21 protein-coding genes and 1 pseudogene are annotated in these 23632 nt (G+C 66.6%); 5 read left to right on the top strand and 17 right to left on the bottom strand.

Going from position 1 to position 23632, the window contains the following annotated elements; translation table 11 throughout:
* Positions 1 to 180: 180 nt before the first annotated feature.
* On the bottom strand, positions 181 to 2931 hold the full coding sequence (locus WAL33_RS09440; protein WP_422180729.1) for a TonB-dependent receptor: 2751 nt from the start codon (positions 2929 to 2931) through the stop codon (positions 181 to 183).
* A 122-nt stretch (positions 2932 to 3053) separates the two neighbouring features.
* On the opposite strand from WAL33_RS09440, the gene WAL33_RS09435 reads away from it, so the two are divergent.
* The 4 genes from WAL33_RS09435 (at position 3054) to nagA (ending at position 6222) form a co-directional block, all read left to right on the top strand.
* The gene (locus WAL33_RS09435) at positions 3054 to 3122 is read left to right on the top strand and encodes a hypothetical protein (RefSeq protein WP_422180743.1); all 69 of its coding nucleotides are present in this window, start codon (positions 3054 to 3056) and stop codon (positions 3120 to 3122) included.
* Between the two features lie 67 nt (positions 3123 to 3189).
* Entirely contained in the window at positions 3190 to 3933 is a 744-nt protein-coding gene (locus WAL33_RS09430; protein ID WP_422180727.1) for a GntR family transcriptional regulator, read from the top strand.
* Between the two features lie 58 nt (positions 3934 to 3991).
* Positions 3992 to 5083 carry an SIS domain-containing protein gene (locus tag WAL33_RS09425; RefSeq protein ID WP_422180725.1) on the top strand — a complete coding sequence of 364 codons (1092 nt, stop codon included), beginning with the start codon at positions 3992 to 3994 and terminating at the stop codon, positions 5081 to 5083.
* Positions 5083 to 6222 (top strand): N-acetylglucosamine-6-phosphate deacetylase, encoded by a 1140-nt coding sequence (gene nagA / locus WAL33_RS09420; protein WP_422180723.1) that lies wholly within the window; start codon positions 5083 to 5085, stop codon positions 6220 to 6222. Before WAL33_RS09425 ends, nagA begins: the two co-directional genes overlap by 1 nt.
* 77 nt (positions 6223 to 6299) lie before the next feature.
* On the opposite strand, the gene WAL33_RS09415 is transcribed toward nagA, so the two are convergent.
* The 13 genes from WAL33_RS09415 to WAL33_RS09355 form a co-directional block, all read right to left on the bottom strand.
* Positions 6300 to 9119, bottom strand: coding sequence for a TonB-dependent receptor (locus tag WAL33_RS09415; RefSeq protein WP_422180721.1), 2820 nt, complete (start codon positions 9117 to 9119; stop codon positions 6300 to 6302).
* 284 nt (positions 9120 to 9403) lie between these two features.
* On the bottom strand, positions 9404 to 9874 hold the full coding sequence (locus WAL33_RS09410; RefSeq protein ID WP_422180719.1) for a chemotaxis protein CheE: 471 nt from the start codon (positions 9872 to 9874) through the stop codon (positions 9404 to 9406).
* Entirely contained in the window at positions 9871 to 10455 is a 585-nt protein-coding gene (locus WAL33_RS09405) for a response regulator (RefSeq protein ID WP_422180717.1), read from the bottom strand. Before WAL33_RS09405 ends, WAL33_RS09410 begins: the two co-directional genes overlap by 4 nt.
* Positions 10456 to 10458: 3 nt before the next feature.
* Positions 10459 to 10857, bottom strand: a complete 399-nt coding sequence (locus WAL33_RS09400; RefSeq protein WP_422180715.1) for a chemotaxis protein CheU — start codon at positions 10855 to 10857, stop codon at positions 10459 to 10461.
* 4 nt (positions 10858 to 10861) lie between these two features.
* On the bottom strand, positions 10862 to 11434 hold the full coding sequence (locus tag WAL33_RS09395) for a chemotaxis protein CheD (protein ID WP_422180713.1): 573 nt from the start codon (positions 11432 to 11434) through the stop codon (positions 10862 to 10864).
* Positions 11431 to 11820, bottom strand: a complete 390-nt coding sequence (locus WAL33_RS09390; protein ID WP_047403396.1) for a response regulator — start codon at positions 11818 to 11820, stop codon at positions 11431 to 11433. The genes WAL33_RS09395 and WAL33_RS09390 overlap by 4 nt, the downstream gene beginning before the upstream one ends.
* Positions 11821 to 11824: 4 nt before the next feature.
* Positions 11825 to 12853, bottom strand: coding sequence for a protein-glutamate methylesterase/protein-glutamine glutaminase (locus WAL33_RS09385; RefSeq protein ID WP_422180711.1), 1029 nt, complete (start codon positions 12851 to 12853; stop codon positions 11825 to 11827).
* Positions 12853 to 13737 (bottom strand): CheR family methyltransferase, encoded by an 885-nt coding sequence (locus WAL33_RS09380; RefSeq protein WP_422180709.1) that lies wholly within the window; start codon positions 13735 to 13737, stop codon positions 12853 to 12855. Before WAL33_RS09380 ends, WAL33_RS09385 begins: the two co-directional genes overlap by 1 nt.
* A 1-nt stretch (position 13738) precedes the next feature.
* Entirely contained in the window at positions 13739 to 14206 is a 468-nt protein-coding gene (locus tag WAL33_RS09375) for a chemotaxis protein CheW (protein WP_422180707.1), read from the bottom strand.
* A 4-nt stretch (positions 14207 to 14210) separates the two neighbouring features.
* The gene (locus tag WAL33_RS09370; RefSeq protein WP_422180705.1) at positions 14211 to 16490 is read right to left on the bottom strand and encodes a chemotaxis protein CheA; all 2280 of its coding nucleotides are present in this window, start codon (positions 16488 to 16490) and stop codon (positions 14211 to 14213) included.
* 48 nt (positions 16491 to 16538) lie between these two features.
* The gene (locus tag WAL33_RS09365) at positions 16539 to 16904 is read right to left on the bottom strand and encodes a response regulator (RefSeq protein ID WP_028038734.1); all 366 of its coding nucleotides are present in this window, start codon (positions 16902 to 16904) and stop codon (positions 16539 to 16541) included.
* Entirely contained in the window at positions 16901 to 17188 is a 288-nt protein-coding gene (locus WAL33_RS09360; protein ID WP_422180702.1) for an STAS domain-containing protein, read from the bottom strand. Before WAL33_RS09360 ends, WAL33_RS09365 begins: the two co-directional genes overlap by 4 nt.
* Entirely contained in the window at positions 17188 to 19161 is a 1974-nt protein-coding gene (locus WAL33_RS09355; RefSeq protein WP_422180700.1) for a methyl-accepting chemotaxis protein, read from the bottom strand. Before WAL33_RS09355 ends, WAL33_RS09360 begins: the two co-directional genes overlap by 1 nt.
* Positions 19162 to 19579: 418 nt before the next feature.
* Between WAL33_RS09355 and WAL33_RS09350 the strand changes: the two genes are divergently transcribed.
* Positions 19580 to 19891, top strand: coding sequence for a hypothetical protein (locus WAL33_RS09350; protein WP_012284370.1), 312 nt, complete (start codon positions 19580 to 19582; stop codon positions 19889 to 19891).
* A 201-nt stretch (positions 19892 to 20092) separates the two neighbouring features.
* Here WAL33_RS09350 and WAL33_RS09345 read toward each other — a convergent pair whose 3' ends face one another.
* From WAL33_RS09345 to WAL33_RS09335, 3 genes and pseudogenes are all read right to left on the bottom strand, one after another.
* Positions 20093 to 21673: a methyl-accepting chemotaxis protein gene (locus WAL33_RS09345; protein WP_422180698.1), complete on the bottom strand. Its 1581-nt coding sequence runs from the start codon at positions 21671 to 21673 to the stop codon at positions 20093 to 20095.
* Between the two features lie 96 nt (positions 21674 to 21769).
* Positions 21770 to 22918, bottom strand: a complete 1149-nt coding sequence (locus tag WAL33_RS09340; protein WP_422180696.1) for an acyl-CoA dehydrogenase family protein — start codon at positions 22916 to 22918, stop codon at positions 21770 to 21772.
* Positions 22919 to 23056: 138 nt separating this feature from the next.
* Positions 23057 to 23632, bottom strand: a pseudogene (locus WAL33_RS09335) (peptidase S8/S53 subtilisin kexin sedolisin); the annotation flags it as partial.

Raw genomic sequence — 23632 nt, 5'->3', positions numbered from 1 at the left:
AAAGCGGGCGGAGCGCGTAAACGCTCCGCCCCAGCTCCGTGCTTGCAGTCAGGAGGGGGTTGAGGATCTGATCGGCGCGGTCTGGGGGGATCATCCTAGCCATAGTGGTCCCGGGCGCGCGCGATGCAAATCCGCCACGAGCGAGCATCGCGAGAAAGCCCCGCGACGCTCGCCCTCGCGTTAGAAGTTGACGCTCAGCGTGGCTTGCAGCTTACGGCCCGTGCGGTAGACGCCGCGCGGCAGGGCCGTGGTGTTGGCGTAGGCGTAGTACTCGCTGTCCAGCAGGTTCATGGCCGACACCGAGAGGTTGATGTTCTCGTTGAAGGCGTAGCCGGCCGTGGCGTCCAGGCCCTTGTAGGCGCGCACGAACATCTCGTCGCCGCGGTCCAGGCCGGTGAAGTACTTCGAGCGCCAGTTGTAGGTCACCCGGGCGGAGAACGGACCCATTTCGTAGAACGGGCTGATGTTCACCTGGTTCTTGGAGTTGAAGGGCAGCGGCGAGCCGTCGTCGGCCTCGCCGTCGGCGTAGGTGTAGTTGGCCAGCAGGCCGAAGCCGTGAGCGAAGGTCTGCTGGTAGGCCACCGACACGCCCTTGATCGAGGCCGAACCGGCATTGGTCGGACGGCTGATCTGGTAGGTGGTGATCGCGTTGCGCGCCTGGTTGAAGTGCTGCTCGGCGACCGTCTTCTGCAGGATGTAGTTGGTGATGTCCTTGTGGAAGACTTCAGCCGACAGGATGGCTTCCGGCGCGAAGTACCACTCCAGCGACGCGTTGACGTTGGTCGACTTGTAGGGGTTCAGGTCCGGATTGCCGCCGCCGCCGTTCAGGATCTGGTCGGAGAGCCAGAAGTAGTTCGACATGTCGGCATAGTTCGGGCGCGAGATCACCGAGGCCGCGGCGAAGCGGAAGATCAGGTCTTCCTTGACGTCGACGATGACGTTCACGCTGGGCAGGAAGTCATCGTACTTCTTGGACTTCACGGCCCAGGCCCAGTCGGCGGCGGTGGTGCCGCAGCCGGTGGCGGTCTGGTTCACGCAGACGTAGCCGCCGCTGTCCGAAGCGGTGTGCACGTAGCGCATGCCGAAGTTGCCGCGGACGTTCTCGGCCTCGAAATTGGCCTGGCCGTACAGGGCGTTGATCTCTTCCTTGATGCCCCAGTTCTGGGCGGTGAACTCGGCGTTGCCGAAGATCGTCGGCACCGGCTTGGCCTGCCACGGACGCAGATAACCGCCGGTCTCGATGTAGTTGGCCAGGGCCGCGCCATCGATCTTGAAGCGGCCTTCCATCTGGCTGTTCACGCCGTCGAAGCCCTTCAGATAGTTGCTGGGCACGGTCGACGGGCTGAACTGCGAGGCCGAGGCCGGGTTGCCGAACACCGAGACGGTGACGCCCGACATCGCCTGGGTGGTCTCATGCTTGCGGTACTTGTAGCCGAACTGGACGCGCTTGATCACGCCCTCGAAGTCGTAGCCGGCGTCGACCTGGGCGTAGGTCTCCTCGTCGGTGGTCGGCTTGGAGACGATGTTGCCGCCCCAACCGGAATTGTAGCCCGGAGCGCCCGGGACCGACGGATCGCCCGCGCCCCAACCGCCGTCGAACGAGAACTTGCTGGCGTCGCCCAGCACGTCGCCGTTGGCTGGGTTGGTGTAGGTCAGGACGCCCGGCGCGCCGGGCGTGCCGGTGAAGTCGACGGTGTAGTCGGCCCAGTTCAGGAACTCGCCGTACAGCTGCTTGCTGGTGCCGCCCTTGGCCTCGGAGTAGCCGACGTCGCCCGAGATGTCGAAGTGGTCGCCGGTCCACTTGCCGTTCAGGTGGTAGCTGTCGGAGCTCAGCTCGGCTTCGCGGTACTGCACGTCCAGAACGCTCAGGGCGTTCTTGAACGAGGCCTTGCGGATGACGTTGTCGGTGATGGTGATGTCGGTCAGGGCGCCCAGGCTGTTCCAGGTGTTGCCCTGGAAGGCGAACAGCGACTGGTTGGTGTTGTCGTAGGTCGCCTTGATCTTCAGCCAGTCGAAGTTCAGCTCGAGAGCGTCGGTCGGCTTCCACTGCAGGGCGGCGGTGTAGCTGTCGCGGACCCGCTCCTGCTCGAAATAGGACACCGACAGCGAGTTGACGCCGCGGGCGTTCGGATTGGCCGCCAGGGTGGTGGCGCAGGCCCCGGTGCAGTTGCCGTTGGTGATCGCGCTGACCGGATTCTCCGGGTTGCCGCCGTTGTAGTAGCTGGCCGGAATGGTGCCGTAGGACTCGATGCCGTCGCGGCGCAGTTGGTCCTTGGCGTGCTGGGCCGAGAAGATGGCGCCGAACGTCTGGGCGTCGTTCTTCCAGCTGAGCAGGACCGACGCTTGCGGGTCGGCTTCCTTGGAGCGGTCGTTATAGAGATAGCTGAGCGCCCCCGAGATCGTCGGACCCTTCAGGTCCAGCGGCTTGCGGGTGTTGACGATGACCGTGCCGCCGATGCTGCCTTCGTCGATGCGCGGCTCGGGCGACTTGTAGATCTCGACCTTGCCGACGATCTGCGGCGCCAGCAGCGCGTAGTTGAAGGTCCGGCCCGGCTGATCAAGAATGAACCAGTCGGACGAAGCCACGGTCTGGCCGTTCAGCAGGGTGCGGTTCAGCGCCGGGTCGGTGCCCAGGATGCTGACCTTCTCGCCTTGACCGAACTGGCGATCGACGGTGACACCCGGCACGATGGTCAGGGCTTCGGCGACGTTGCTGCTCGGGAACTTGCCGACATCCTCGGCGGTGACGACGTCAATGATCGCGTTCGAGTTACGCTTGGACGCGATCGATTGCTGCAGCGAGGCGCGGATGCCGGTGACGACAACGGCGTCGACGGTGTCGGGCTTGTCCTGCGCGAAGACGGGCGTCGCAAGTGCGACGGCCAGTACGCTGACGGACGCGGTCAGAATGGTCTTGTGGAAATTTCGCATACTCGGCTTCTCCCCTTTTTCCAGACCCTCAGGCCTGGAGCCGAACCCCAAGCCCAATCCGATACCAATTCTTCTGCGGACATCCGCAGAACGCGGTACTTCTCAGGCCTCGGACGGGAACTGTGACGGAATTTTATCGGATGACAAGGCCAAAAAAGAACCAATTGCAGACCACGTTCTTATTGGTATGAAAATGGTCATATGCTATTTCCGAAGCCAAGTGGTGGCGCGGTTTTGCGCGGGGGTGCGAAATTGACGATGTTTTCTGAACGGATCGGAGGGCTGGACGGTCACGGCCAGGATCACGCCCCGCTCTATAAGCAGCTGCAGCGCGCGCTGCGCGACGCCATCCAGAAGAAGATCCTCTCGCCGGACGACGCCCTGCCGGCCGAGCGGGACATGGCCGAAGAGTTCAGCATCTCGCGCATCACCGTGCGCAAGGCTTTGGACGGCCTGGTCAGCGAGGGCCTGCTGACGCGCCGCCAAGGCGCGGGCACCTTCGTCGCCGCCCGGGTCGAAAAGAGCTTCTCCAAGCTGTCGTCCTTCACCGAGGACATGATCTCGCGCGGACGCACGCCGCGCAGCGAGTGGATCAGCAAGGCCGAGGGCTCGGTCACGCCGGAAGAGTCGCTGACCCTGGGCCTGTCGCCGGGCACGCCGGTCTACCGCTTCGCCCGTATCCGCTACGCCGACGGTGCGCCGATGGCCCTTGAGTACTCCACGATCGCCGGCTTCGCCCTGCCCTCGGCCGAGGTGGTGGGCGTCTCGCTCTACGAGGCCCTGGAAGCCACCGGCCATCGCCCCGCCCGCGCCCTGCAGCGGCTGCGCGCGGTGCTGTTCACCGCCGAGCAGGCCGATCTCCTGGGCGTGCCGGTCAAGGACGCGGGCCTGCTGATCGAGCGCCGGAGCTTTCTGCCCGACGGCCGGGCGGTCGAGGTGACCCAGTCGTACTATCGCGGCGACGCCTACGACTTCGTCGCCGAACTGAACGCCCTTTCCTAAAGGCGTCCGCACTGAACGGGGCCCGCCCCGGCGAGCTTATCTGAAGGGAACGTCCGTCTTGGAGGCCAACGTCTTGACCCGATCCGCACCACCCACCTCGCCCTCCGCTGGGCCGGCGCGGCTGACGGCGGAATCGACCCGCATGTTCCTGGAGGCTGGCCAGGCCTCGCAAGCCGTCGCCGCCCAGCTGAACGCCAACGCGCCCCGCGCCGCCAAGATCGCCGAGCGCCTGCGCGCCAATCCGCCCCGCGCCGTGGTCACCTGCGCGCGCGGCAGCAGCGACCATGCCGCCACCTTCGCCAAGTACCTGGTCGAGACCCGCACCGGCGTGCTGACCTCGTCGGCCGCCCTGTCGGTCGCTTCCGTCTACGCCGCCCACCAGGACCTGGGCGGGGTGCTCTATCTGGCCATTTCGCAGTCGGGCAAGAGCCCCGACCTGCTGGCGGCCGTGCAGGCCGCCAAGGCGGCCGGCGCCTTCGTCATCGCCCTGGTCAACGACACCGCCTCGCCCCTGGCCGCCCTGGCCGACGAGGTGCTGCCGCTGCACGCCGGCCCTGAACTGAGCGTGGCGGCCACCAAATCCTACATCGCCGCCCTGGCCGCCATCGTCCAACTGGTCGCCGCCTGGACCGAAGACGACGACCTGACCGCCGCCCTGACCGCCCTGCCCGCCCTGCTGGCCCAGGCCTGGGTCCTGGACTGGACGCCGGCCGTCGAACGCCTGAAGACGGCGCGCAATCTCTATGTGCTGGGACGCGGCGTCGGCTTCGGCGTCGCCCAGGAGGCGGCCCTGAAGTTCAAGGAGACCTGCGGCCTGCACGCCGAGGCCTTCAGCGCCGCCGAGGTGCTGCACGGACCTATGGCCCTGGTGAAGGAAGGCTTTCCGGTCCTGGTCTTCGCCCAGAACGATGAGAGCCGCGACAGCGTCGACGCCATGGCCAAGGGCGTGGCCGAGCGCGGCGGCGACGTGCTGCTGGCCGGCGCCGGAGAAACAGGCGCCGGGGTTCTGCCCGCGCTGGCCGCGCACCCCGTGATCGAGCCAATCCTGATGATCCAGAGCTTCTATCGAATGGCCAATGCGTTGTCGGTGGCCCGCGGCTACGATCCCGACAGCCCGCCGCACCTCAACAAGGTCACAGAAACCGTCTGATGCAGTCTGTTCTCGTCAATGGCCGCATCCTGACGCCGGAAGGGATCGTCGACGGCAAGGCCGTGGTGATCCGCGACGGACGGATCGACAGCATCGTCGACGGCGCCGACGCCCCGGTCGGCGCCCCGCGCCACGACCTGGACGGCGGCCTGCTGGTCCCCGGCTTCATCGACACCCAGGTCAATGGCGGCGGCGGGGTGCTGTTCAACGACGCCACCACGGTCGAGGCGATCGCCGCCATCGGCGCCGCCCACCGCCCATACGGCACCACCGGCTTCCTGCCGACCCTGATCAGCGACGACCTGGCCGTGGTCGACGCGGCCATGCGGGCGACCGAACAGGCGATCGCGGCGGGCGTGCCCGGCGTGTTGGGCGTCCACATCGAGGGCCCCTTCCTCAATGTGAAGCGCAAAGGCATCCACGATTCCAGCAAGTTCAGGATCCTGGACGACGAGGCCGTGGCCCTGCTCAGCTCCCTCAAGCGCGGCAAGACCCTGGTGACCCTGGCGCCGGAGACCACCACGCCCGAGATGGTCCGTCGTCTGACGGCCGCCGGCGTCACGGTCGCCGCCGGCCACACCAACGCCGCCTACGGCACGGTGCGCAAGGCTCTGGACGCCGGCCTGACCGGCTTCACCCACCTGTTCAACGCCATGTCGCCGCTGACCAGCCGCGAGCCCGGCGTGGTCGGCGCGGCCTTGGAAAGCATCACCGCCTGGTGCGGGATCATCGTCGACGGCCGCCACGTGGATCCGGTCGTGCTGCGCATCGCCCTGCGCACCCGTCCGCTGAACCGCTTCATGCTGGTGACCGACGCCATGCCGACCGTCGGCATGACCGACAAGAGTTTCGACCTGCAGGGCCGCCACATTCGGGTGGTCGACGGCGTCTGCGTCGATGACCAGGGCACCCTGGCCGGCTCGGACCTGGACATGGTCGGCGCGGTGCGCAACGCCATGTCGATGCTGGGCCTGTCGCTGGAGGACGCTGTGTCGATCGCCTCGGCGACCCCGGCCGCCTTCCTGGGCCTGGCCGGCGAGCGCGGCGCCATAAGCGCGGGCCAGGCCGCCGACTTGGTGCTGCTGGACCAGGCGCTGAACGTACGCGAGACCTGGATCAACGGGCTCGTCGCCGGCTGAGTTTCACCGTCGTCGCATGACAAAAAGGGCGCCGGTCAGACCGGCGCCCTTTCCTGTTTTCGACCTGGGCACGCGCGCTAGAACTTGAAGCGCACGCCCGCCAGGATTTCGCGGCCGGTGTGGTGATAGACCACCGGCATGTTCTGCGCGCCGGTGAACTGGTCCTGGTTCTCGTCGGTCAGGTTCACACCTTCGAGGGACAGCTTCCACCGATCATTGAGCGTGTATTGCACCGACGCGTCGACATTGAGGGTCGAGTTGGTGCCGTCATACGGAACTGGCGCCGCCGTGGTGTTTTCCTGACCCAGGACGCGAGTCAGATATTTGTCGCGGTACGAGGCCGAAACACGGGCGCTGATCTTGGTGTCTTCGTAGTAGAGCGTGGCGTTATAGCCGTTACGCGACAGGCCGGTCAGGTCAGTCGCCACCAGCACCTTGCCCGCCGAGTCCACATATTCGACGTCGGACTTCACATAGGTGTAGTTCAGTAGCACGCCGGTGTTGGCCAGGAAGCTGGGCAAGAACTTGAACGGCTGCTGGTAGTTGAACTCCACGCCCTTCACCGTGCCGCCCTGAGTGTTGCGCGGCGCGGAGAAATTCCATAGCGCCGCCGCGTTGCAGCCCGAGGCGTTGTTACAGGCGGCGATCGCCACGCTGTCGGGAATGCCGAACGAATTACCGGTGAACGGCTGCGAGGTGGTCACCGTCTGCACCAGGCTGCCGATGTCCTTCTTGAAGAAGGCGACCGACAGCAGGGCCTGGGACTGGAAGTACCATTCGAAGGCCAGGTCGTAGCTATTGGCGCGGTAAGGATCCAACTCCGGGTTGCCCACGGTCACCGTGCGCGCGCTGCCCGAAACGCTGACCGTGGCGCCGGGCGTCAAGCTGCCGAGATCGGGACGCGACATCACTTTGGCCGCGGCGAAGCGGATCAGGAAGTTGTCGGTCGGTTCGACCACCAGGTTCAGCGACGGTAGGGTGTCGTGGTATTTTCGCTCGGAAGACAGGGCCACTGGCGCACCACCGGCATAGGTGTAGCCGTTGGCCGACTGTTGGGTCTCCACGTAGCGGACGCCGATATTGCCGCGCACCGGCACGCTGCCGATCTGGCTTGTGAAGTCGGCTTGGACAAAGCCGCCCTGATCCTTCTCGCCGACCGAACGGTTGTTGCCCAGCGAAGGTTCGGCGCCAAGCTTGAAGGCGCCGCCGAAGGCGGTCGGGTCATAGAGGCCCAGCACAGTGGCCGCAGCCTGAACGTCCGGAATGATCGAGTTGACGCCGTTGAAGTTGACCTGTTGGCTGTAACCGGACAGGGCGATCGCGGCCACGCCGGTCGGGATCACCGATTCCTGGTTGGCCGAGGTGCCGATCGAGCGGCGCATCTCGGTAGTCTCGAACTCATACTTCTTGAAGTCCAGGCCAGCCTTCAGCTTGATCGCGTCGTTGACGTCGAACACGCCGCCGACATGCACCATGTCATAGGTGTTGACGGACGTTTGCGGGCGCAGGCGGATCTGGGTCAGCCTCCATTTCGTCGGATCGGTCAGGGTCGCGTTGCCGAAGCCGAAAACCGGGCTGCCACGATCGGTGAAGTCGTACGAATAGCCATCGACGTTGAAGTAGTCGTAACGCAACGTCGTCTGGATCGGGTTCTGATGATCCGACTTGGAGTGACCAATGACGCCTTCAACCAGGAAGCGGTCATTGATCTCGTGCGAGCCGCTCAGCGAGTACTGGGTGAACTGGGTTTCCAGCTTGTCGAAGCGATTCTCGACCGCCACATCGACGTCGTCGAACACGCCCTTGGTCATCACGCCGTTTTCGATCGTGGCCGACATGACGTTCGTGTCGGCGATGCCGCAGGTCGTGGCGCGGTTGCCGGTCGTGCAGGCAGTGCCGGTGCTGAACGACGGGGCCTCGAGGTTCTGCTCCTCGCGAGTGCCCTTAAGATTGGCATAGAGGGCGTCGAACGAGACCAGGGTCCGGTCGGTCGGTTTCCACTGCAGGCCCAGGGTGGCGCCCAGGCGCTTCTGGTCATTCTTGTAGATATCGTTGCGCGGGAAACGCGGATGGAAGGCGGCGTTGGCGGCGGCCAGGGTCATGCCAGCCGGGGCGGATTCGAAGCCCGGCGCAATCGCGTTGCCGGTCGCCCAGCGCACGGTGCTGGAGCCTTCCTCGATCAGCTTGCGCTCGGTGTAGGCCACCGAGAACAGGGCGCCGAACGTGTCGTCCTTCCAGGTGTTAGAGATCATGAAGGCGCCGCGCGGCGAGGCCTTTTCGGCCAGGTCGTTATAGCTGCCCTGCAGCGAGCCCGACATCTGGAAACCCTTGTAGTCGAACGGCCGCGCCGTGCGCAGGTCGACCGTGGCGCCCAGCGAGCCCTCTTCAGTCTCGGCTTCGGCGGTCTTGCGCACCGTGATGGCGCTGAAAAGGTCCGAGGCGAAGATATTGAAGTCGAACGAACGGCCGCGGTTGGTGCCGCCCGAGGCGTCGGCGCCGCCGGCCGTGGTCAGCGCCTCCATGCCGTTAATGCGCACGCGCGTGAACTGCGGACCCAGGCCGCGAACCGAGATCTGGCGGCCTTCGCCGCCGTCGCGGGTGATGGCGACCCCGGGGATGCGCTGGATCGATTCCGACAGGTTGAGGTCGGGGAACTTGCCGATGTCCTCGGCCAGGATCGAGTCAACTGCAGCGGCTTCCCCGCGCTTGACGTTCAACGCCTTGGCCAGGCTGCTACGGAAACCTGTAACGACCACCGCTTCCACCGCGTTGTCGTCGGCGGGCGCAGGCGCTTCCTGCGCGGCGGCGACTCCGGCCACCGCCAGCGCTATCAGCAGGGCGCTGCTGGACGAACCGAGCTTCAGCGCACGGATGCGCTTGTTAAAGACCTGAGACAAAGAATCCTCCTCCCGTGATCACGTTTCTTTTCAACGACGCCCTCGCATCGCCCAGCCAAGCCCCGTACCCGCATCACTTCCGGCGCGGCCGTCGCTTGACTGTCTATTCTGACACCGGTGTCAAATCTCAGTGAGACTTTGTCCTGACACCGGTAGCAATGTCAGCGGTATCAAATGAAACCGTCCTTCACAAGATGGCTGAGATGTGGCGGGTTGTAGCGGTGCGGAAAGCGTGTCGTTTCGGTCACATCGAGTTTTAAGCTCGATGCGCGACCCAACCCTGCTCAGGCCTCGTCGATACGCAGTTGGCTGACCTTGTTGAGTCCATCGATCACCGCGCGCCGCTGCTGGGGATTCAAATCGACCGTGCGCAGCAGGCGCAACGCGTTGATGTGAACGTCGACGGCGTCCCAGCGCCAGGCGTCAGACTCCGCGCAATTGTCGATCAGCGTGCAGAACGAGATCGCCGCCTGGTCGACGCACGACCCCGGCAGGAAGCCCGACACGTCAATAATGCGCAACACCAAGCCATAGAGGTCGCGATAGGCGCCGGAAGCGCGGGTCGCCGCCGCCGACTTGCCGAACAGGCTTTCGATCTCGGCCATGGCGGCGTCGAGCGCCTCCAGCGACTCGGCGCGCAGCGGCTCCAGCGCCGCATCAGCGGCCGCCAAGGCCTCCTGAGCCAACCGACCGCCTTCGGCGCGAACCAGTTTCGACAACCGGTTGGGGGCGCGGAATTTACGCACGGCGCTCATGGCTTCACCTTCCCGGGTTCGGTCGATTCCGGCGTCTGGGCGCCCGGCGGACGCAGGGCTTGCGGAGGGTCGTCGCGGCGACGCCCTTTGGCGCCCGCCGGAGGGCCGTCATTCTTGAACCGGCGATCGGGACCCACGTAGCTTTCGCACTCGATGAACTGCCGCTCTTCCTTGGCCGACCACAGGATGCGCTCCAGCAGGATCTTGGGCGAGATCGGCTTGGCCACCGTGAAGTTCGCGCCGGCGTCGCGGGCCTTGAACACCTGCGAAGGCGGGGTGTGGCCGGAGACCAGGATCACCGCGAGATAACGATTGGCCTCAAGGGCGCCGCGACGCAGCCATTTGACCAGTTCATAGCCGTCGACCCCGGTCATGTTGGTGGCGCTGATGACCAGGTCGAACGTGCTGTCCCGCAGCAGAGCCTGGGCCGCCTTGGCGCCGTCGGCCCGGGTCACGTTCCCGACGCCGAAGCCGAGCAGCACCTGGGACAGCAGGTTCAAGGACGGGATGCTGTCGTCGACGAGCAGGACCTCGATCTTTTCGAGATTGATGCGGGTCGAGGCCTGGAGCGCTTCGGGCATGATTTAGAAGAAATCGAGCTCGCCGGCTTCGGTCTTCCCGGCGGCAGGGTCTTCGGCGTGGCGCAGACGCCCCACCAGGTCGCCCAGGCCCAGACCTTCCAGCAGCGGCTCGATGGCCATGCTCCATTCTCCGGAAGCGTGCTGGCCGATGCGCGTCAGGACGTCGGACAGGCCGTGCAGGCGCTGGCTCAACTCGTCCAGGGCCTGCAGCCGCGACAGGTTCTCCAGCACGGCGCCGCCGCCGGCCAGGTCGCCGGCGATGTGTTCGCAGTCGCGGCAGATCATCGCCGCCGCCATCAGTTCCGCCGCCAGTCGACGCGAAAGCTCGCCCACGGGCAGTTGCCCGGGGTTTTCGCTCACGGTCTCGAGCACGTCGGTCAAGGCAAGCGGCTGCGCGGTCATAGGATCAAAACAGCTCCAGTTCGCCGCTGTGGTCGGCGGGGGCGGGCACGGGTGCGGGACGACGGACTTCCACCGGCGCATTGTCGACCGCGACCAGGCGCTGGCGAACCCGGCCGGACGCCGGCCAGAACTCGACGCGCCGGGCCGACAGGCCCCCGGTGCTGGACGAGACGATCGGAATGCCTTCGTCGCGCAAGAAGCGCTCGGCGAAGGCGGCGTTGCTGGCGCCGACGTCCGAAAGGCCGTCGAACAGCTTGCCGCCGCCGAAGATCTTGGCCTCGAGACGGTCGCGACGCGCGCCCTTCTTCAGCAGGCCGTTGATCAGCAGCTCCATGGCGTAGGCGCCGTAGCGCACGGCGTCGCCGCCGTCCTTGGACCGGTCGCCGGAGTCGGGCAGCAGGAAGTGGTTCATGCCGCCGATGCCCGTCGTAGGATCGCGCAGGCAGGCGGCGATGCACGAGCCGAGCACCGTGGTCATGACCACGCTAGGATCGGCCGACACATGGCTCTCGCCCTGGGTGACGTGAACCTTGATCGCCGGACCCGCTTCATCTGGGTGGGGATCGCGATTGATCATGTCAATTGGCCGAAGACCTGTTCGATCTTCTCCCTCAAACCCTGGACCGTGAACGGCTTGACGCAGTAGTTGTTGACGCCGAACTGCACCGCGCGCTGCACGAGCTCGCGGTCGGCCCGGCCGGTCAGCATGACGAAGGCCGTCTGGCGGATCGGCGGGTGCGAGCGCACCGCGCGCAACAGGGCCAGCCCGTCCATCTTCGGCATGTTGAAGTCCGAGATGACCAGGTTGGCCGGCTTGGCCAGGAGGTTCTTGAGCGCCTCCTCGCCGTCAGGGGCCTCGCGGATGTCCTTGAAACCGATCTGCTGCAAGGCGTTGCGGATCAACGCCCGCATGGTCAGCTGGTCGTCGACGACGAGAACGGAAATGGTGCTTGCTTGGGGCATGGGTTCATCGCCTCGCGGAGGCCAGATCGAGGATTGTTTGGCCCATGGAGGACAGGGCGACCTGCTTCTCCACCGAGCCGAGTTCAAAAGCCGTACGAGGCATGCCGTAGACGACGCAACTCTGTTCGTCCTGGCCGATCGTCCGGGCGCCGGCCTTGCGCATGGCCAGCAGGCCTTGCGCGCCGTCACGGCCCATTCCCGTCAGGATGACGCCGACCGCCTTGTCGCCGACCGCCTGAGCCACTGAATTGAAGAGCACGTCGACCGAAGGCCTGTGGCCGCTGACGGGATCACCGTCAACCAGGCGGCAGCGCAGCCCGGCCGAGCGAACGACTTCCAGGTGGGTCGCGCCGCCTGGGGCGACGTAGACCTTGCCCGGCTCAAGCAAAGCGCCGTCGACGGCTTCCTGAACCTTGGCGCCGCTGGCCCGGTCGAGCCGCGCGGCGAAGCTGGCCGTGAAGGTGGCCGGCATGTGCTGGGTGATCACCGTCGGCGGGCCGGTCTCGGGGAACTGGCTGAGGATGGTCAGCAGAGCCTCCACCCCGCCGGTCGACGAGCCGATCGCCACGATGTCGCCCGACGGCACGTAGTTCAGGCGGCGAGGGGCGGCCGGCGCGGCGTCGGCCTTGGTCCGCACCGAAGCGCGGGCCGCGGCCTTGACCTTCTCGGCCACCTCGGCCAGCGCCTCGGCGGTGCCGGTCGCGCTGGTGGGCTTGCCCACACAGTCGACCGCGCCCAGCTCCAACGCGCGCAGGGTCATCTCGGCCCCGGCCTGGGTCAGGCTGGAGACCATGACCACCGGCATCGGCCGCAGGCGCATGATCTTCTCGAGGAACTCGATGCCGTTCATGTTCGGCATTTCGATGTCGAGGGTGACGACGTCGGGGTTCAGGGCCTTGATCATGCCCCGGGCCTCGAACGGGTCGCCGGCGGCGCCGACCACCTCGATTTCGGGGTCGCGGGTCAGGGCGGCCGTGATCAGGCCCCGCATGGTGGCGGAGTCATCGACGACGAGAACGCGAATCTTGGCCATCAGCGACCTCCTGCCTTGCGATAGGCGGTCAGGCCAGCGCTTTCAAAGGCCGTGACCGACGCGCCCACGCGTTCGGAATGGCCGACATAGAGCTTACCGCCCGGCGACACCAGCGGCGCGAAGCGCTGCCAGACCCGTTCCTGGGTGGGCTCGTCGAAATAGATCACGACGTTACGGCAGAAGATGGCGTCGAACGGACCCTTCATCGGCCAGCTGGGGCCGTTCAGGTTCAGTTCGCGGAACGCCACCATCTGGCGGGCGGCCTCGCAGACTCGGAAGCTGCGACGGTCGCTGGTGTCACGCTCGAAATACTGGCTGCGCATATTGGCGGGAATGCCCTCGAGAAGTTGCTCCTCGTAGACAGCCGCCCGGCCGGTGGCCAGCACATTGGTGTCGATGTCGGTGCCCAGGATCCGGATGTCCAGATCGGCGGCGTTCGGCCACACCGACAGCACGGTGAAGGCCATCGAATAAGGCTCCTGGCCCGACGAACAGGCCGCCGACCACAGGCGCAGACGCCCGCCGGCCCGGACCTTGTCGGCCATGGGCTCCAGGATGCTGACGCGCAGGTCGTCGAAGTGATGCGGTTCGCGGAAGAAGCGGGTGACGTTGGTCGTCAAGGCCCGCAGCATATGCTGCTGCTCGTCGACATTGCCGTCCTGCGCAACGAACGTGCAGTACTCGGAGAAGGTCTTCAGGCCCAGGACGCGCAGTCGCTTGGCCAAGCGCGAATAGACCAGCGTCGCCTTGCTGTCGGGCAGGCTGATGCCGGCCTGATCGTACAGCAGGGCCGCGATCCGCTTGAAGTCGGCGGTCGTGAAGGCGAACTCGCCGTCGACGAGGGCCTCACGGCGATCGGTGGAGGAGGTCGAGGATGTGGTCATCTTAGGCGGCCATGGCCTCTCGCTCGGGGAGCAGGCGGTCCAACGAAATCTCGCTGATCATCCGCCCTTCGATGGAAATGATGCCGCGCACGAAGTGACGAACGTTTTCGCAGGCGATGTCGGGGGTCGGCTGGCACATGTCGTCGGTGATCGACAGGATGTCGGACACCGCGTCGACCAGCAGGCCGACCGTGCGGTCGCCGGCCTGGACGACGATGAACACGCTGCGCACGTTCGGCTCGGTGGTCTCCATGCCGATGCGGGCGGCCAGATCCATGATCGGCAGCACCGCGCCGCGCAGGTTTATCACCCCGCGCATGTAGGCGGGCGATTGCGGCAGGGTGGTCGCGGGGCTCCAGCCGCGAATTTCGCGCACGGCCATGATGTCCACACAGTATTCCTGGTCGCCCACGCGGAACGAGATCAATTCGCGGGTCTCGGCGCTGGGGGTGGTGTGGGGTTCGTTCATCGAGCTATTCCGCGGCGATGAGGGTGGGATCGGAAGCGGGCGGCGGACTGCGGCGACGCAGGTTGATCACCGCGTCGACGTCGAGGATCAGAGCCACGCGGCCATCGCCCAGGATCGTCGCGGCGGCGACGCCCTCGACCTGCTGGTAGTTCTGCTCCAGCGACTTGATGACCACTTGGCGCTGGCCGTGGATGGCGTCGGCCACCAGGGCGGCGCGCGAGCCGTCCTCGCCCTCGACCAGCAGCACCACGCCCTCGGTCGCCGACGGCGACGTGCTGCGATAGTTCAGGGTCAGGCCCACGTCGATCAGCGGCACGAAGCTGTCGCGCACGGCCAGGACCGAACCGGTCGGACCCAGCGGGCGGATTTCCTCGGCCTTCGGACGCAGGCTTTCGACGATGCAGGCCAGCGGGATGACCAGGGTCTCGCCGGCCACGTCGACCACCATGCCGTCCAGGACGGCCAGGGTCAGCGGCAGGCTGAGGGTGAAGGTCGAACCCAGGCCGGGACGCGAGGAGATCGAGATGCGGCCGCCCAGCGCCTGGACGCTGCGCTTGACCACGTCCATGCCGACGCCGCGGCCCGAGACGTCCGAGATCTTATCGGCGGTCGAGAAGCCCGGGAGGAAGATCAGGTTGTCGATCTCTTCGTCGGTCAGCGTGATGTCCGGCGAGATCAGGCCCTTGTTGACGGCGATCGACAGCACCCGCTCGCGGTTGATGCCCTTGCCGTCGTCCTGGACCTCGATGACGATCCGGCCGCTGCGGTGCAGGGCCGCCAGGCGCACGACGCCTTCGGGATTCTTGCCGGCCGCCTTGCGCTCCTCGGGGCTTTCCAGCCCGTGGTCGATGGCGTTGCGCAGCATGTGGGTGATCGGATCGGCCAGACGCTCGATGACCGTCTTGTCGACCTCGGTGTTCTCGCCGTCCATCACCAGGCGGGCTTGCTTGCCCGTCATGTTGGCGACTTCGCGGACCAGGCGCGGCATGCGCTGGAACACCGACTTCACCGGCTGGGCGCGGATGGCCATCACGCTGTCCTGGATCTGGCGGGTGAGCTGTTCCAGCTCATCCAGGCCCATGGCCAGGTTCGAGGACGGGGCGATGCCGTATTCGCCGACCCGTTGGGCCAGCATGGCCTGGTTGATGACCAGCTCGCCGACCAGGTCGATCAGGTGGTCGATGCGCTCGGGATCGACGCGGATCACCGACTGGCCCGGGCCGGGGACGTCGATCTGAGCCGGCTTGGCCGCGGGGGCGGACGGTGCATTGGCGGCGACCGGCGGCGCGACGGGCGGCGGGGCCGAAACGGGCTCCGGAGCGGCGGGCGCGACCACCGGAGCGGCGGCGACGGGTTCTTCGATCACGACGGGGGCCGCTTCGAGGACGACTTCGGGCTCGGGCTCCGGAGCGGCGACCTCCAGCAGGCCCGCCAGCACGTCGGCCACCGGGGCCTCGCCGCGGGTGATCTCCAGGTCGCAATCGCCGTCGACGAACTCGAAGACTTCGCGGATGGCTTCTTCGCCCTGCTCGGTCTCGACCCGGACGCTCCAGGTGACATAGGCCGCTTCAGGATCGAGGAATTCCAGCGTCGGCATGGCGCTGTCGTCGAGGGTGGCCTGGATCGGGCCCAGGCGGCTCAATTCGCGCAGCAGCAGGCCGGTTTCGTTGGCTTTGCGATAAAGGTCCGACTGCGGACGGATCGACACCGTCCAGACATTGCCGTCGAGCACGGCCGCGTCGGCGGCCTGGGCGTCGAGGCTGATGGTCATAGGCTGGAAGTCGAAGCCCAGGTCGTCATCGTCCATGCCGTCTTCGGCGCCGACGACGATCGGGGCGGGCGTTTCGGGGATCGAGGCGGGCGCTTCTTCCACCGGCGCGGCGGCCACGGGGGCCGCGCCGGGGTCGGTGGCGACCTTCAACTCGGCGGCCATGGCGGCCGAAACATCCATGTCGACGACGCCCAGGCCGCGGGCGGCGCTGACGTGGTCGGCCAGCACGTCCGACGCGCGCAGCAACAGGGCGGTCAGGTCCGGCGTGCTCGGGATCTCATTGGACCGCAGCGCGTCGAGCAGGGTCTCGAACACGTGGGCGAAACGCACCAGCGGTTCCAGGCCGAAGGCTCCCGCCCCGCCCTTGATGGAGTGCACGGCCCGGAAGACGGCGTTGACGGTGTCGCCATCGTCGTTGCCGTCCTGCATGGCCAAGAGCCCGCCTTCAAGATCCGCGAGCAATTCCTCGCATTCCTGAAAGAAGGTGACCTTGATGGCCTCTAGCTCGTCCATTCCCCGACTTCCTAAAAACGTAGTTCAGTATCTAGAGCACTTGATCCGTCAGGCCGCGACGCGGCGGATCGCCTCAACAAGCTTTTCCGGATTGAACGGCTTGACGATCCAGCCCGTCGCGCCGGCTTCGCGAGCCCGCTGCTTCTTGCTGGGGTCGCTTTCCGTGGTCAGAACCAGGATCGGGATGGCGCGATAGTCGTCGTCGACCCGCACCGCCTCGATGAAGCCGAAGCCATCCAGCTTGGGCATGTTGATGTCGGTGATGATCACATCGGGACGGTGGGCGGAAAGCACTTCCAGCCCATGTTCGCCATCAACGGCCTCGACAACATTAAATCCCGCGCCGGCGAGGGCCATGCGCAGCATGTCCCGCATCGTTCGCGAGTCATCGACCGTGAGGACAGTACGCGTCACGATGTAGCTCCTTGGTTTTCGGTCTGAAGCAGAGCCCCTTCGGCGCCGAACAGACGGATGGTTTCCACGAACGCCTCGGAAGGCGCGGTGATCGAAAAGGGTTTGCCGTCCTCTGCCCACGCCTTGCGGGCGGCCAGCAGGACCTGCAGGCACAGGCCGCCGAGACGGCGAACCTGGTCGGCATGGACCTCGATGTCCTGGCCCCGGCGTTCGACGAACGCCTGTTTGAGGGGCGCCGAAGCCTTCAGATCAAGGGTTTCGGGCAGGGCGATCGCTGTTGACATCAAAACTCCTCCCAGCTGTCGCTGGCGGGGGCAGGCGCAGCCGCAGCGCCGCCGCGTCCAGGACGGGCGAAGGCGTTGAGGCGAGCGCGTTGTTCAGCCACCGGATTGGCGGCGGGGTGGTGCTGGGTAGAGTCGGCCACCTGCGGACGCTCGTAGGCGGTCGTCTGCTGTTGGCCGTCGCCGACCCGGAAGCGGCCGATCAGACGCACCAGCTCGCCGGTCTCGCCCTTCAGCGAGTGGGTGGCGGCGGTGGACTGCTCGACCATGGCGGCGTTCTGCTGGGTCACCTGGTCCATCTGGTTGACGGCGGTGTTGACCTCGTTCAGGCCGGTGGCCTGTTCGGCGGCCGAGGCGGCGATCTCGGTGACCAGGGCGTCGATCTCGCCGACCTTGACCACGATCCGCTGCAGGGCCTCGCCGGTCTGGCCGACCAGGCTGACGCCTTGGCTGACCTGCTGGGTCGAGGACGAGATCAGCGTCTTGATCTCCTTGGCGGCTTCGGCCGAGCGCTGGGCCAGGGCCCGGACTTCCTGAGCCACGACCGCGAAGCCGCGGCCGGCGTCACCGGCGCGAGCCGCTTCGACGCCGGCGTTCAGGGCCAGCAGGTTGGTCTGGAAGGCGATCTCGTCGATGACGCCGATGATCTGGTTGATCTGCTTGGACGAGTCCTCGATGGCGCCCATGGCCGAGACGGCCTCGTGCACGACCTGGCCCGAATGGGTGGCTTCGCCGCGGGTGCTGGAAACCACTTCCGAGGCCTGCTTGGCGCCGCTGGCGGTGCGACGCACCGTGGCGGTCAGTTCGTCCAGGGCGGCGGCGGTCTCTTCCAGCGAGGCGGCTTGCTGCTCGGTGCGGCGCGACAGGTCGTCCGAGGCATGGGCGATCTCGTCGGCCCCGGTGCGCAGGCCGTCCGTCGAGGCCGCGATGACCTTGATGGTTTCCTGCAGCTGGGTGATGGCGGCGTTGAAGTCGTCCTTCAGCTTGCGGTAGTCGCCCGGGAAGTCGGCCTGGACGCGGAACGTCAGGTCGCCCTTGGCCAGGTGCTCCAGCGCGTCGCCCAGCGACGACACCACCAGGGCGTTCTCGCGGGCGGCGGCGGCGGCGGACTCTTCCTTGGCGCGACGTTCGTCGGCGGTCAGGGCTGCGTTCTTCTCTTGCTCGGCGCGCATCTGGTCCAGATGGATCTGATTGTCGCGGAAGACCTTCAGCGAGCGGACGATGGCGCCCAGCTCGTCGCCGCGGGTCATCTTCTCCAGGTCGATCGTATTGTCGCCCTTCGACAGCTTCTCGGTGGCGCCGGCGATGTCGCCGATCGACTTGCGGGTGGTCATGACGGTCATGAAGGCCAGACCGGCGACGGCCAGCAGGGTGATCACCGACAGCACGATCGTCGCGCTCATCGCGGCGGCGGCTTCGGCCTGGCGTTGAGCGGCCTGCTTGGTGGCGCGGCCGGCGGCGTCATCGACCACCTTCTGCAGCTGGGCGGCCATCTTGACATAGGTGTCTTCGAAGCTGCCGGCGAAGCTGTTGGCCATGCCGATATCGACGTCGATCATGCCGCTGACCGTATCGATGGCGCTGCGGCATTCGTCGAGTTGCTTGACCAGGGAGTCGATCTTGGGACGCTCCGAGACGGGCAGCTTGGCGGAGAGGGCCTTGGTTTCCTTACCCAGCTTGTCGAACTCGGCGAGCAGCTCGGTGATGCGCGGACCCGCCGGCGGGGCCATCGGGTCGGCCTTGGAGGCCAGGATCTGATAAAGCGTGCCGTGGGCGTTGGTGATGCGGCGCGACAGCGACTGGATTTCGCTGTTGATCCGCATGTCCTGTTCGACCACCTGCTTGAGCGCGGCGGATTGGCTCTTCTGGACGACGATGGCCCCCCCGGCCATCAAAGCCAGCATCAGCAGAGCAAAAGCCGGCGCGAAGCCGATTTTGATGATCAACGGTAGATCGACAAGTCGGAAGCGCTTCATCGGTTTAGTCCCCTCTTGAGGCGTCCCGTGCGCACGGGTCGCCAATGTCGAGGGGGATCATCACGATATATTCCTAATAGTTCCTGACTTTGGTTAAAGCCCTTTGCCGCAGGGGCTGTCGCACCCCCCGCCATTCCCCGCGTTTCCCGCCCGCTGGGCCCGGCGCAAACCGCGCTGAGAATAAAGGCCCGCGCGCGCGCGTGAGTCACGCGCCTCCGGGAGGCGAAATCCCGAAAGATCAATTCGGAGTCTAGTTTCAAGTGAAACCTCCGTATTCGCCAAGTAATCGTGGTTACCAATGCGTGAATAAAAACATCTTCTAGTGACTCAGAATATTTTAACTCGCTTCTGAGAAAAAGCTCATGCGTCCGGACGACGCAACGTCCGAAGGGCGAGACACACTATTAGGAGCAGCGGGATGAAATATCCGATCGCTATTGCCGCGGGAATCGCTGGCAGCTTTTTTGTCGCTCAAGCCGCCTCGGCGGCTGGTGGCTTTGAAGACCAAATGGGCCGTTGCCTGCAACAATTCGCCAACACGCGCGACGCTGCTCAGGTGATGCTGGAATGCACCGCCGACGCCGGCAAGCTCACGGAATGCAAGGTCGTGGACAACAGCGCCGCGGGCAAGGGTTTCGACAAGGCCGCCATGTGCATCGCTGAAAAGCTGCCCATGGGCGCCAAGACCGGCACCGTGAAGGTTCCGTTCCGCTTCCCGGGCGGCGCGTAAGCTTTAAAGCTCCTGTCCCGGGCTTTCCCGGGAGGATCTTAAACACGCCTCCGCTGGCTCCGTCGGAGCATCCTTACAGGGGATGCTCCGGCTAGGGCCGGCGGGGGTGTTTTGCGTTGGAGTCTTGCCTGGCCCAGACGTCCGACGAAAAACGCGCCCGCCTTGCGACGGACGCGTTGATCTAATGAGCGCCCTGGGGACTCAGAACTCCCGCCAGCCCTCGTCCACCGCCACGGCCGCCGAGCCGGCGACACGGCGCGGAGGGACGCTGGAGCCCGGACGCGACGCCGGACGCGGCGCTGGTGCGGCCGGAGCGGCGCGGCGCACGTCCGAGAGCGTGAAGCCGCCCAGCAAACGATCCAACTCCGCCGACTTTCCCTTCAGAGAATGCGTGGCGGCCGTGGTCTGCTCGACCATGGCGGCGTTCTGCTGGGTGACCTGGTCCATCTGGTTCACGGCGATATTGACCTGGTGCAGACCCGTGGACTGCTCCTGGGCCGAGGCGGCGATGCCCGTGACCAGGTCGTCGATCTCGGCGACCTTGCCGACGATGCCGCGAAGCGCCACGCCGGTCTGGCCGACGAGCTTCACCCCCGCCTCGACCTGACGGGTCGAGGTCGAGATCAGGCCTTCGATTTCCTTGGCCGCGTCGGCCGAACGCTGGGCCAGGGCCCGCACTTCCTGGGCCACGACCGCGAAGCCGCGGCCGGCTTCGCCCGCGCGGGCGGCCTCGTCCCCAGCGTTCAGGGCCCGCAGGTTGGTCTGGAAGGCGATCTCGTCGATCACCCCGAGGATCTTGCCGATCTCGCGCGTCGAGCTCTGGATTTCGCCCATGGCCGCGACGGCGTCGCTGACCACCCCTCCGGACTGCTCGGCGTCGGTCTTGGCGACGGCGATCACCGTCGAGGCTTGTTTGGCGCCGCTGGCCGTGGTGCGGACCGTAGCGGTGATCTGGTCGAGCGCGGCGGCTGTCTCTTCCAGGCTGGCCGCCTGCTGCTCGGTGCGACGCGACAGATCGTCCGCCGCCAGGCCGATCTCGTCGGCGCCCAGTCGGATGCCCTCGGTGGCGCCGGCGACCTGGCGCATGGCTTGCTCCAGCATGCCCAAGGCGTTGTTGAAGTCCGACTGCAGGGCCTCGAATTCGGGCGCCGCCTCGCCGCTGACGCGCGCCGTCAGGTCGCCCTGCGCCACGCGGGCCAGGGCCTCGCCCAAGGCGGCGACGATCGCGCTCTGGTTTTGCGCGTCTCGACGGCGCGCTTCCTCCAGGGCCTGACGCTCGGCTTCGAGAGCCTCGAGATAGGTGGAAATGGCGATGTCCATGTCGAGCATCACGGCCTTCATCAGGGCCGAGACCGCCGCGCCGGCCTTCGCGCCGCCGTCGCCGCCCACGAACATCCCCTTGGGCCAGAAGTCCTTGACCGTCGCGCGCATCAGGTGGTCGGCGATCAGGGCGTAGCCGCCGATGTACCAGCGCGGCTCCAGGCCGATGCGGGCGTGGACCTGGCCGACCGTCTTGACCGCGCGGCCGTAGTCGTCGCCGAACTCGGCCTCGGTGATGGCGCGCCAGTGGCTTTGCTGCCGAGCGCTGGCCTGCGCGATATGCCCATCGTCGCTGAAGAAGGCGCTTGTCTCGGGCGTCGCGCGGACCTTGCCGTAGAATGCAGCCAAGGCGGTCTTGATTTCGCGCTCGATCACCGGAGCCAGGGACCGCAGCGCGCCGCGCGCGTCATGATCCAGATCCATGAAGGCGAGGCGCTTGTTCAGCGACGGATCACGGCTCATGAGACAAACCCCTACGAAAGGAGGGTCTCTATTGACTGGTTATGGTTAACGGTTTGATCAAGATCAAGGCGGCCTTCCGCGACCGAGCGCCGCGCCCTACCCGCCCCGCTTCAGCGTCTCGCGGGCGATGACCAGCTTCTGAATCTCGCTGGCGCCCTCATAGATCCGGAAAATCCGCACATCGCGATACAGGCGCTCGATGCCGTAGTCGGCCACATAGCCGGCCCCGCCGAAGATCTGCACCGCCCGGTCGGCGACCCGGCCGACCATTTCCGAGGCGAACAGCTTGGCGGCCGCCGCTTCCAGGGTCACCCCCACGCCCGAATCGCGCAGGCGGGCGGTCTCAAGGGTCAGGGCGCGCGCGGCCAGGGCTTCGGTCTTGCTGTCGGCGATCATCGCCTGCACCATCTGGAAGCTGGCCAGGGGCGCGCCGAACTGCTTGCGCTCGCTGGCATAGGCCACGCAGTCGGCGACCAGCCGCTCGGCCACCCCCACGCAGACCGCCGAGATGTGCAGCCGCCCGCGGTCCAGCACCTGCATGGCCACCTTGAAGCCCTCGCCCTCCGCGCCCAGCCGGTTCCAGGCCGGCACGCGGACATTGTCGAAAGTGACATCGTGGATGTGGGCGCCCTGCTGGCCCATCTTCTTCTCGGGCTTGCTGACCGAAAGGCCCGGCAGATCGCGCGGCACCAGGAAGGCCGAGACGCCCGAACCGCCCTTCACCTCGGGATTGGTGCGGGCCATCACCGTGAACAGCGAGGCCTTGCCGGCGTTGGTGATGTAGCGCTTGGAGCCGTTCAGCACGTACGCGTCGCCGTCCAGGGTGGCGCGGGTCTGGACCGCGGCGCTGTCGGACCCGGCCTCCGGCTCGGTCAGGGCGAACGAGGTGACGATCTCGCCCGAGGCGATGCCGGGCAGCCACTTGGCCTTCTGCGCGTCGGTGCCGAACATGACCAGCCCCTGGCTGCCGATGCCCACATTGGTGCCGAACACCGAGCGGAAGGCCGGCGAGGCGCGGCCCAGCTCGATGCCGACCAGGCATTCCTCCTCCATGTTCAGGCCCAGCCCGCCGAACGCTTCGGGGATCGACAGGCCGAACAGCCCCAGGCCCTTCATCTCCTCGATGATCTCGGCCGGCACCGCATCGTCCTCGGCGACCTTGGCCTCGATCGGACGCAGCCGCTCGGCGACGAACCGGCGAACCGTGTCGATCAACTGCTCGCGGGTCTCGAGGTCGAGGGCCATGACGTTCCTTCCACTTCAAACACTTGTTTTGAGCGAACTGTAACGGCGGAATGGCGGAAGGAAAGGGGCTAGAGCGTTCCTCTTCCTCCGCTCATCCCGGCGAATGCCGGGATGAGCGGATCAGAGAGGGCGAGCCCCCTAAAACCTCGACCGCCACGTGGCCAGCGCCCCGACCTCCGGCCCCGCGTCGGCCTGGTGACCCGGCTGCAGGGCCAGACTCGTGCGCACCACCAGCGAGCGCCATGGCCCGAAGGCGCGCTCCAGGCCCAGGTTGAGATCGATCTCGCGGCCGTCGGGCGCGGCGCTGAAGCGGCGGGTCGAGAAGGTCAGCGGGTCGTCATAGGCCAGCGGCACGTCGGCCAGCACGGCCCGAAACTGGCCGCTCTCGATGCGCAGAGGCTGTGAGACGCCGAAGGTCAGGCGCGAGCAGGTCCAGCCGATCAGGCGACAATCGGCGCCCGCCTCCAGCCGCCAGGCGCTGCTGACGGCGCTGTCCAGCGACAGCAGGCCGCCCTCCACCCCCGTGCGGCCGATCGACAGGTCGGCGTGCAAGGTCAGGCCGGGGCGCGGATGGAGGTCCAGCGCCGCGGCCCCGAACCGGGTCCTGGCCGGCAGGGCCAGGGTCGTGCCAGGCGTCAGGTACGAGCCCAGCGGCCCCAGCGGCTCGTCCAGCGCCCCGCCGGTCAGGCTGATCAGGGCGTCGCCGATCTGCAC

The sequence above is a fragment of the Caulobacter sp. genome, from assembly GCF_049283275.1.
Classification (GTDB): Bacteria; Pseudomonadota; Alphaproteobacteria; order Caulobacterales; family Caulobacteraceae; genus Caulobacter.
Note: the sequence above shows the minus strand (reverse complement) of the source record. Positions and strands in the feature narration are given on the sequence as shown.

Excerpts from the sequence above, each read along its gene's own strand:
- WAL33_RS09395 (WP_422180713.1), bottom strand. The coding sequence starts at position 11,434 with ATGATCAATCGCGATCCCCACCCAGATGAAGCGGGTCCGGCGATCAAG.
- nagA (WP_422180723.1), top strand. The coding sequence starts at position 5,083 with ATGCAGTCTGTTCTCGTCAATGGCCGCATCCTGACGCCGGAAGGGATC.
- WAL33_RS09370 (WP_422180705.1), bottom strand. The coding sequence starts at position 16,490 with ATGGACGAGCTAGAGGCCATCAAGGTCACCTTCTTTCAGGAATGCGAG.
- WAL33_RS09430 (WP_422180727.1), top strand. The coding sequence starts at position 3,190 with ATGTTTTCTGAACGGATCGGAGGGCTGGACGGTCACGGCCAGGATCAC.
- WAL33_RS09405 (WP_422180717.1), bottom strand. The coding sequence starts at position 10,455 with ATGCCCGAAGCGCTCCAGGCCTCGACCCGCATCAATCTCGAAAAGATC.
- WAL33_RS09375 (WP_422180707.1), bottom strand. The coding sequence starts at position 14,206 with ATGAACGAACCCCACACCACCCCCAGCGCCGAGACCCGCGAATTGATC.
- WAL33_RS09340 (WP_422180696.1), bottom strand. The coding sequence starts at position 22,918 with ATGGCCCTCGACCTCGAGACCCGCGAGCAGTTGATCGACACGGTTCGC.
- WAL33_RS09380 (WP_422180709.1), bottom strand. The coding sequence starts at position 13,737 with ATGACCACATCCTCGACCTCCTCCACCGATCGCCGTGAGGCCCTCGTC.
- WAL33_RS09350 (WP_012284370.1), top strand. The coding sequence starts at position 19,580 with ATGAAATATCCGATCGCTATTGCCGCGGGAATCGCTGGCAGCTTTTTT.
- WAL33_RS09400 (WP_422180715.1), bottom strand. The coding sequence starts at position 10,857 with ATGACCGCGCAGCCGCTTGCCTTGACCGACGTGCTCGAGACCGTGAGC.
- WAL33_RS09440 (WP_422180729.1), bottom strand. The coding sequence starts at position 2,931 with ATGCGAAATTTCCACAAGACCATTCTGACCGCGTCCGTCAGCGTACTG.
- WAL33_RS09385 (WP_422180711.1), bottom strand. The coding sequence starts at position 12,853 with ATGGCCAAGATTCGCGTTCTCGTCGTCGATGACTCCGCCACCATGCGG.
- WAL33_RS09345 (WP_422180698.1), bottom strand. The coding sequence starts at position 21,673 with ATGAGCCGTGATCCGTCGCTGAACAAGCGCCTCGCCTTCATGGATCTG.
- WAL33_RS09410 (WP_422180719.1), bottom strand. The coding sequence starts at position 9,874 with ATGAGCGCCGTGCGTAAATTCCGCGCCCCCAACCGGTTGTCGAAACTG.
- WAL33_RS09355 (WP_422180700.1), bottom strand. The coding sequence starts at position 19,161 with ATGAAGCGCTTCCGACTTGTCGATCTACCGTTGATCATCAAAATCGGC.
- WAL33_RS09390 (WP_047403396.1), bottom strand. The coding sequence starts at position 11,820 with ATGCCCCAAGCAAGCACCATTTCCGTTCTCGTCGTCGACGACCAGCTG.
- WAL33_RS09360 (WP_422180702.1), bottom strand. The coding sequence starts at position 17,188 with ATGTCAACAGCGATCGCCCTGCCCGAAACCCTTGATCTGAAGGCTTCG.